Genomic DNA, 9,233 nt, shown 5'->3' on the forward strand with positions numbered 1-9,233 from the left:
CCATGGGGTGATGCCTGCCATCGGCGCGCCGGTCGCTTACCGCCGCTGCAAAGTCGGCATGAGCGACGAGGACCCCATTGCCGGTGCGGTGATTGGCCCGACCGGCCAGGAGGTCACCGCTGTGTTTGCGCAGGCGCCCGGTGCCTTGCAATTGCTGCCCACCCAGGATTACGCCCCGGGTTGGCTGCGGCTGATCGACGAGCGAGGCGGGCCGGCCATGCCGCGCCAGCCGGAAAAAGACCCATACGAAGAGATTTATCTGCGGCGTGACCGTTGGTGGGGATTGCTGCGCGAAGAGTGGTTGGCGCCGAAGGATGGCAAGGCAATCACTTGGGAAATTTTTGCGGACAACATCCGGAGCGCAAAGGAGTTTCACCAGGACATCGCTGGGTCATACCACCCGCAAACCTACGTCTACTACGGCAACGACGACAAACACCCCAGCTTCGAATCCATCACCTGGGAAATGCGACGCGGGTCTCGCCTCAACGGCCCCCATGCCTCAAGCCCCGATGCCTTCACGGTGTCCAGCCTGCAGATGCATGAGGTGCGCGACGACGGACGCAGCCCGTTGTACGTCGGCGGGCAAGCCGAGGCCGTGCCACCCCTGCGCGGTGATCCCGACGCGCCGGTCAGAACCGTGCAGACCAGCTATTGGGAGCTGCACTGCCGCATGCAGGACGGCGCGGGCGACGGCACCGTTCCGGTGAGTTCTGGCCGTGCGCCGATCAGGCAGGCACGCAAGGATTCGATCCGCCAGCAAGTCCAGGCGCCCGGCTTCGACCATGAAGCGTCGTACACCAATCCGTTAACCCAGCAATTCACCCTCTATTCCCTTATCAAAATCGCAGCGAAAGCCAAGAGGCCGCTATGCGCCGGTTGACCGCTTTTTTGACAGGCCTGCTGTTGGGGGCGGTCGCCGGGTGCACCGCCTTCAAACAGCCCAGTGAACAGGAGAAACAAACCGTGCACGAACTGACCAACAACATGCGCACCTGGGCGTTGGGCCGTGGGCTGATCGATCTGCCGGCCAACTGGACGGGTGGCGGGGATGTGATGCTCTACTATGGACTGGGTGCCGATCACTCAACCGTTGAGGTTCGGGTGCTGGGGGACGGCGTGACGCAGGAGAGATTTGATGCGGCCTTGAATGAGCGGGCGCGTCGGATTTCGGCGGTTAAGAACTATAAGAATTCAGATGTGTCGATGCTGGTGTCGGCGAAAATGGCCTCACCCAGGGAAAAGTTGCTGCAGTACTACAAGCAAGCAACACGCCGCCAAACATTCGTTCATGAGTCTCATCTGCTGATCGATGACGTCTACGTCATGCTCAGAGCGGAGTCCTACAACGGCGATACGGTGCCCGTTGAAACCCGTCTGTTAAAGCTGTCGAAGGAAATCTTCAAAGTCACCCCCGAAAATGCCGGCGCGGGTTTTGCGCTTGGGCCGATTGTGATCCGCAGTCATCACGATCAGGAGATCGCGACATTCAATTTTCGGCCTCCTGCTTCGGATGTGTCGCTGGAGGTCTATGTCAACGCGCTTTCGCCAGGCGAAAGTGAGCCCTTGCTAATCCGCACCAAAGAAACATCCAGAATTTTTCTAGCTGACGATTACGACAACTTGCGAGGCGGTGCGACAAGCATTGCGAGTATGCGAGCCGAGGAGCTTTTAATTGGCTTCAGTGATGATACCCATCGCCAACTCCTTTTCCTTGCGGAGAACTACCGTAAAGCGCGCTCACTGAGTAGTCCCTTCATGAGTTTCAGTCTGACAGCGGGCGGTATTAAAAGCAGGCCAAAGAATCCTGATGTTGAAGTCGACCTCGTTCGTTGGACCCTGCCCGAATTCGCCAACAAAGGTTACGAGCTGCCGCTCTGGCAGCAACCTGCTTCACCAGACCCCGTCAATCCGTCCCTCACCGACTACGAAGCCATGGCCGTGTGGGACGCCATCCTCAAGTCCGTACGCATCCGCTACGGCGCAGTCGCGCCCAAGCCGGACCCTTGGGCGAACGACCGTGGCCCAACGGCCGAGGAGGCGGCCGAAAACAAACGCATCCTCGATGAGTTCATTGCCAGTTTTGAAAAGCGCAAACCGTTTCCAGGGGACAAAGATCAATGATTAGCACCCCCCGGTCTCATCTGCGCAGGCGGCGCCTGTTTTTCACATGCTTAACGCTTGCGTTGCTCACGGGGTGCACCGCCTTCAAACAGCCCASCGAACAGGAGAAACAAACCGTGCACGAAYTGACCAGCAACATGCGCACCTGGGCGCTGGGCCGWGGSCTGATCGATCTGCCSGCCAACTGGASKGGTGGCGGGGATGTGAWGCTSTACTACGGAYTGGGRGCYGATCACTCAASCGTTGAGGTYYKGRTSYTGGGGGASGGCGTGACGCAGGAGCGATTTGATGCGGCCTTGCAGGAGCGGGCGCGTCGGATCTCGGCGGTTAAGAACTATAAGAATTCAGATGTGTCGATGCTGGTGTCGGCGAAAATGGCCTCACCCAGGGAAAAGTTGCTGCAGTACTACAAGCAAGCAACACGCCGCCAAACATTCGTTCATGAGTCTCATCTGCTGATCGATGACGTCTACGTCATGCTCAGAGCTCAATCCTACGACGGCGATACGGATCCCGTTCAAGCCCAACTATTAAAGCTGTCGAAGGAAATCTTCAAAGTCACCCCCGAAAATGCCGGCGCGGGGTTTGCGCTTGGGCCGATTGTGATTCGTAGTCACCACGATCAGGAGATCGCGACATTCAATTTTCGGCCTCCTGCTTCGGATGTCTCGCTCGAGGTTTATGTCAACGCGTTATCGCCTAGCCAAACGAAAAGCATAAAGACCCGGACCGAGGAGGGCGCAAGGGTTTTCCTCGCGGGTGATTATGAAAACCTGCGCACGAAGAAGATCACCCTCGCGGGAATGCCGGCGGAAGAATCCCTGATCGGCTTGAGCGACGACACCCACCGTCAAATCCTCTTCGGGGCCGAGACCTATCGTGAAAACCCCGCCCTGAATCGTCCAAGCATGAATTTTCGTATGTCGGCGGGTGGGATAAAAAGAACTCCAATCAATCCTGACAAACCCAAGGACTTAGTTCGCTGGACCCTGCCCCAGTTCGCCAACAAAGGCTACGACCTGCCGCTCTGGCAACAACCTGCTTCACCAGACCCCGTCAACCCCTCCCTCACCGACTACGAAGCCATGGCCGTGTGGGACGCCATCCTCAAGTCCGTACGCATCCGCTACGGCGCAGTCGCGCCCAAACCGGACCCTTGGGCGAACGACCGTGGCCCAACGGCCGAGGAGGCTGCCGAAAACAAACGCATCCTCGATGAGTTCATCGCCAGCTTTGAAAAGCGCAAGCCATGACCATGGGCGTGGCGTTAGCGGGAGCAAAAAGGAACGCGTTCATGCCGTCTGTAGGCAATGAATTCTATAAATACGCTAGGAGCGATTCATGAAAACGGTCTGGAGTTACCTCATACGCTGGGGCCTGCCGCTACTGCGCCAGTTCAATCAGGCGCTACCGGTGCTGGTGCTGCTGGGCGTGGTGTTCTTGCTGATCGCCATCTGGTGGCTGGGGCCACAGTGGACCTGGCGTGAGCACCAGCCGCTGGCCGACTTGGCGATGCGCGTCTCGGCCAGTGTGGTGGTGATCGTAGCGCCGCTGCTGGTCTGGGCGTGGCGTGTGCGGGAGCGTTACCAGCGTTTGCAGGTCGAACGCCAACATGAGGTTGCCCTACAAGCCGACCCCTGCCTGCCTTATGTCGAAGCGCAGGAGCGGGCTCTGGATCGCAGCCTGGGCAACCTGCTGAACAATATGGAGCGCCGCCGTTCGCTCTATCAACTGCCGTGGTATCTGGTGCTGGGCGAGGAAAATGCCGGCAAGACCAGTCTGATCACACGCTCCAACCAGAGCTTTGCCTTGTCCCATGTGACCAAGGCCGGGGTCAGGGCTCATCAGGAGGAGCAACTGGCCTATCCGGTGGATTGGTGGATCGGTGACGAGGCGGTGTTGATCGATCCTCCGGGGGAATTTCTCAGCCACCCGGAGTCGGCGGCCAGTGATGAGGAGCAGTCGGGCGCGGAGGGCAAGGTCAAACCGGTACTGCCCACTGGCGCCCATGCGCGCCTCTGGTCGCACCTGCTCGACTGGCTGACGCGCAATCGCAGCCGTCGGGCCTTGAACGGCGTGGTGCTGGTGATCGATGTGCAGGCCTTGTTGGCGCAACGTCCCGAGCAGCGCAAGGCCCACGCCAACCTGCTGCGCACCCGGCTGTTTGAGCTGACGCGGCAATTGGGCACGCGCCTGCCGGTGTACGTGACGCTGAGCAAGTTCGACCTGCTGGAAGGTTTCGAAGAGTTCTTCGCCCGCTTGTCGCGCAGTGGGCGCGAAGACCTGTTGGGCTTCACCTTCAGCCTGGACGCGGTGGATGATTTTGATGCTTGGCTGGCGGAACTGACACGCCAATACCAGGCCTTTGTCGTCTGCCTGAGCGAGCAAGTTTTCGACGGCGCCAGGGAGTCGCGCACATTGATTGAGCGCGATCGCTTGCAGGCGCTGGCGCACCAGGTGGCGGGCCTGCGCCCGGCGCTGTTTGGCTTCTTGAGCGAAATGCTTGGCAGCGATCGTTTCACCACCCCGGCGTTGGTACGCGGGCTGTATTTCTCCTCGGTGCTTCAGAAGGGCACCCTGAGCAACGCTTTCGTCAAAGAAGCGGGGCAAGCCTATCAACTGCCGCCACCGCCACCCGAGGTCAAACCGGCCGGGGGCACGGCGATTTACTTTGCCCAGCAACTGTTCCAGCGAGTGATTTACCCCGAAGCGGGGCTGGCGGGCGACAACATCAAGGTGGCCCGCAGCAAACGGCGGCTGCTGATCGCAGGGTTCAGCGTCGCGTCCCTCGGGTGTTTAGTGACCATCGGCACCTGGCAGTTTTACTTCAACATCAACCGCGACAAAGCGGCCACCGTATTGGCCAAGAGCCAGGAGTTCAGTGAGCGGGACATCGACGCCAAGGTCGACACCACCGGCCGCAACTTGCTGGTGCCGCTGGACCAGATTCGCGATGCAGTGCTGGTCTACGGCGACTATCGCCAAGCGTGGCCGTTGTTGTCGGATATGGGGCTGTATCAGGGGAGGGCGATCGGCCCCACCGTGGATAAGGCGTACCTGAATCTGCTGTCCAAGCGCTTCCTGCCGGCGATTGCCAGCGGTGTGCTGGATGCGATCAACACCGCGCCTGCGGGCAGCAATCAGCAACTGGCGGCCTTGCGCGTCTACCGCATGCTTGAAGAGCGGCAAAACCGCCGCCCGGCCATCGTCGAAGAGTGGGTCGCCAAGCAGTGGCAGCGCGCCTATCCAGGCCAGGGCCAGTTGCAGGCCGATCTGATGGGCCACCTGGGCTACGCGCTGAAATACGCCGACGCCGATCTGCCGCACTACCGTGAACGTATTGCCCAGGTGCAACAGCAATTGCGCCAGTTGCCCATGGCCGAACGGGTCTACATGAGCCTGAAACAGGACGCTCTGGAGCGTTTGCATCGCCCGCTGGACCTGCGCAATGAGGTCGGCCCAGCGTTCGATATCGTCTACCGCCCGCTGAACACCGATCAAGAGGGCAGCGGCCTGCAGTTGCCACCGCTGCTTACCGCCAAGGGCTTCAAGGACTACTTCGAGCCCGGCACCGACGGCATCATCGAACTGGCCATGATCGACCAATGGGTGCTCGGCGAACGGCAGCGCCTGGACTACTCCGATGAAGACCGCAAAATTCTGACCCAGCGCATTCGCGCCCTGTACAGCGCCGACTATGTGGACAGCTGGCGGCGGGCACTGAATCAGTTCGCGGTCACCGATTTCGACGACCTCAGCCACGGTGTGGCCGTGTTGGAACAAGTCACCGGCCCGGCCGCACCGCTGCGGCGCCTACTGGAAACCTTGCGCGACAACAGCGTGATTTACCCGGCCGTGCCTTTGGCCGAAGGACAAGCACCGCTGGCGCTGGACAAGGTATCGGACGGCCAACAGCAGGCCGCTGGTATTCGGCGCGCGTTCTCCAGCCTGGCCGAACTGATCACCGCCCAAGGCGAGCAACCGTCCTATTACGAAGAAACCCTGCGCTCGGTCAGCGCCGTCTACGACTATGCCAAGGCCGTGCACGACAATCCCGACCCCGGTAAAGCAGCCCTTAAAACCGTGCTCAATCGCTTCTCCCTGGGCGGTGCCGACCCGATCGCCAACCTGCAACGCGTCGCCGTGGGCCTGCCCGAACCGCTGAACCAACAGGTCAAAAAGCTCGCCGACCAGACCTCGCAGGTGCTGGTAATTGCCGCCCTGCGTGAGTTGGAGAAACGCTGGGACAGTGAAATCTACAGTTTCTACCGCGACCGCCTGGCAGGCCGCTATCCGTTCAAGGCCAGCGGCGAGGACGCCTCGCTGGAGGACTTTGAAGCGTTCTTTGGCCCACAAGGGCGCCTGCAGCAGTTTCACGATCAATACCTGAACGTATTCCTCAAGGACAACCTCGATGCGCTGTACTCCGACAGCCTCGGCGGCTACCTGGTGCGCAGCGACGTGCTGGAACAGCTGAAAAAGGTCGAGCGCATCCGCGACACCTTCTTCAACCATCGCGGCCACTTGGCCGTGCAACTCACCATCGAACCCTTGGCCCTGAGCGCCACCCGCCTGAGCAGCATGCTCAGCGTTGATGGCCAACTCATCCCTTACCAGCATGGCGCGCCGCAACGCGCGGGACTGGTGTGGCCCAACAGCCTGGGCAACACCAATGGCAGCCAACTGACCCTGGTGCAAAGCACCGGCAACACCGCCAGCCTGAGCTATCGCGGGCCGTGGTCGTTGTTCCGGCTGCTTAGCCGCGGGCACCTCAATGGAAGAACCGACACCAGCGTGGACCTGACCTTTGCCGTTGCCGATGGGCTGATGCGTTATCGGATTGGGGCGGAGAAGGCTAACAACCCGATCACCCAGCGCAGCTTTGAAGGGTTTGTGTTGCCGAGGACGTTGCTGGAAGAGCGCGGCAGAAAAAAAGCTACTGACAGCGTCACTCAACGGTAAGGAGTTCCGCATGATGGATAAGATCGATCAAGTCCGCAGCTTGAACTATTCGACTCAGGCCCTGGAGCAACTGGAAGTGTGCCTGCCTTTGCTGGGCCAGAACCTTCCCGGTATTCGCACGGCCCACACGTTTGTTACGAAGCAACTGCGTGACAGCGTGAAATTCCTGCTGCCCAACTGTGCCGAGTTGATCGACATGAGCGAGCTGCGCCAAGCGCATGTCGACATGGCTCGCCTGCCGTATCCAGTGGTAGCCCTTGAAGCCCCCTGGGTCTGGCCGGACGGAGCCGGTGGTGACAAACACGGTGGCATCCGCTCATCCAAGCGTATCGCCCTGTGCTTGACCATGTCCCCGGAAGTAGCCAATTGGCTGCCGGATACCCGGGGTTTCCTACAGGAAGAGCACGGCGGGGTGATCGTTATCCCGCTGTACTGGGAGGATCGTACCGGGCTTTGGAAGTTGCCCATGGGCGGCGCCTTTGTGCCCCATGACAACGAAGTCAGTGACTACTCCCCTGGCGAGGCCGGCCTGACCAATCAGCTATTGATTGAACCCTACATCGCCGCCGGGTTGCCGCTAAGCAAACTGCGCCAGTTTCGCGTATCGCCGTTCCTGCTGCTGCCGGAGATTGCAGCAGAAGCGCTGGAACACTCTTGCGGAGCAGAAGTGGCCGCGAGAGTCCTGTCCGATACCCGCGATGAAGTCTCAATGCTGTTGCAGACAGGCGTGGTACTCAACTGCGCCAATGTCACCACAGCAGAGATCGCCGCACCGAAGTTGATCAATCGCAAGCGTCAGGGAAAAGGCAAGCCGCCGTTCTTCAGCTATCGGGTACTTCAGATCAGTGCCCCACGTGCAATCGGCACTTCAAGCGGCGGTGGGCAGCATGCGTCGCCGCGCGCGCATCTGCGGCGTGGGCACGTTCGACGGTTGGAGGAGCGGACTGTGTGGGTACGGCCGGCGATGGTTAATGCTGGGGCAGCGGCGGCGGTTGGGCAGGTGGAGAATAGAGTACTCCATCACACCCATGGTTTCCGGTGGCTAGGCGTGTGTTGTGGGGGAGAGCACTTTGCTTGGGAAGCAGCTCGAATAGTAGCTGCATGATGATCAATACCCAAGTCTGCGTTGCGAGCATGGGCTTAAGCTCATTCTGATTTCTCACTTAAATACCTGCCCCAATGCTCCATCATGACCCGACGCTATAGGCCGCCTCGGTCTTGTCCCTGATCGTATGAGCAAGGGCGGCTTCTGCCACCTCCCGCGGGTAGTCGGTTGTCTCCCTGGCCCAGCCCCGAAAAGTGGAGCGAAAGCCGTGCGCGGTGAGATCTGGACGCTCTAGCCGCCGCAGGAGTTGAAGCAAGGCCATGTTGGAGAGGTGAGTACCGGGTTTGTTTCCAGGGAAAAGGTATTCTGACTCGTTCGGTGCATCCTCGATCAGAGGACGAAGCAACTTGACGTCCTGCCTGCAGAGCGGAATGCGATACTCCTTCGGAACTTTCATGCGCTCGGCCGTAATCGTCCAGACCTGGGTGCCCAGATCAACTTCGGCCTCGCGGGCTCCAATGGTCTCGCTCGTACGAGTCGCCGTCAGGATCAACAGTTCGAACGCCTTGGCCGCTATGCCGTCCAGTGAGCGCAGGGTACGAACAAATTTGTTGGCCTCGTCATAGGGGAGGGCTGCGTGGTGTTTGACCTTCTGGATCTTGGGTTTGCGGGGTAGCAGATGGTCCAGGTGGCCCTTCCAGCGCGCCGGGTTCTCTCCGCTGCGGTGACTGCGAACCGTGGCCCAGTCCAGTACGGACTAGATGCGGCCACGCACGCGGGATGCGGTCTCGGGCTTTACCGTCCAGACGGGTTCAATCGCTTGCATGATCAGTCCCGTGTCGATGGCACTCACCGGCAGATGGCGTGGATTGGGTTCTCTGCTGCCTCTATGCTTTACATGGATGCTGGAGGTTTTCATGGTGGCAACCCGGGCGCTTCGATAAGGAAGAAGAATTTTCAGGCGGGGGGTTGACCACGTATTTTAATACTGTACTATTCGCCTCCCGCTAACGAGCAGCTTGATGTTGTTCTTGGCTTAAGTAGTTGATTTTGTTGAAAAATCAGAAACTTTTAAGGTTGCAAATTGAAAAGATGCGCTGTA

Annotated in this window: 5 protein-coding genes and 1 pseudogene; 5 read left to right on the forward strand and 1 reads right to left on the reverse strand. The window is 59.8% G+C overall.

What is annotated here, in order from left to right; all coding sequences use genetic code 11:
• The 5 genes and pseudogenes from AC1DRN_RS29220 to AC1DRN_RS29240 form a co-directional block, all read left to right on the forward strand.
• Positions 1–883 (forward strand): annotated as a pseudogene (locus AC1DRN_RS29220) (esterase/lipase family protein); the annotation flags it as partial.
• On the forward strand, positions 871–2,124 hold the full coding sequence (locus AC1DRN_RS29225) for a T6SS immunity protein Tli4 family protein (protein ID WP_223463495.1): 1,254 nt from the start codon (positions 871–873) through the stop codon (positions 2,122–2,124). The pseudogene AC1DRN_RS29220 and the gene AC1DRN_RS29225, both read left to right, overlap by 13 nt.
• A gap of 269 nt (positions 2,125–2,393) precedes the next feature.
• The gene (locus AC1DRN_RS29230; RefSeq protein ID WP_477786891.1) at positions 2,394–3,377 is read left to right on the forward strand and encodes a T6SS immunity protein Tli4 family protein; all 984 of its coding nucleotides are present in this window, start codon (positions 2,394–2,396) and stop codon (positions 3,375–3,377) included.
• A gap of 88 nt (positions 3,378–3,465) precedes the next feature.
• Positions 3,466–7,086, forward strand: coding sequence for a type VI secretion system membrane subunit TssM (tssM, locus tag AC1DRN_RS29235; RefSeq protein ID WP_223463503.1), 3,621 nt, complete (start codon positions 3,466–3,468; stop codon positions 7,084–7,086).
• 10 nt (positions 7,087–7,096) lie between these two features.
• Positions 7,097–8,191, forward strand: coding sequence for a hypothetical protein (locus tag AC1DRN_RS29240; protein WP_223463504.1), 1,095 nt, complete (start codon positions 7,097–7,099; stop codon positions 8,189–8,191).
• Between the two features lie 82 nt (positions 8,192–8,273).
• Here AC1DRN_RS29240 and AC1DRN_RS29245 read toward each other — a convergent pair whose 3' ends face one another.
• A complete protein-coding gene (locus AC1DRN_RS29245; RefSeq protein WP_317851140.1) occupies positions 8,274–8,882 on the reverse strand; it encodes a tyrosine-type recombinase/integrase in 609 nt (202 codons plus the stop codon).
• Positions 8,883–9,233: the final 351 nt, after the last annotated feature.

Source organism: Pseudomonas sp. P5_B3, assembly GCF_056400405.1.

Coding starts and splice junctions, on each gene's coding strand:
- AC1DRN_RS29225 (WP_223463495.1), top strand. CDS start 871: ATGCGCCGGTTGACCGCTTTTTTGACAGGCCTGCTGTTGGGGGCGGTC.
- AC1DRN_RS29240 (WP_223463504.1), top strand. CDS start 7,097: ATGATGGATAAGATCGATCAAGTCCGCAGCTTGAACTATTCGACTCAG.
- tssM (WP_223463503.1), top strand. CDS start 3,466: ATGAAAACGGTCTGGAGTTACCTCATACGCTGGGGCCTGCCGCTACTG.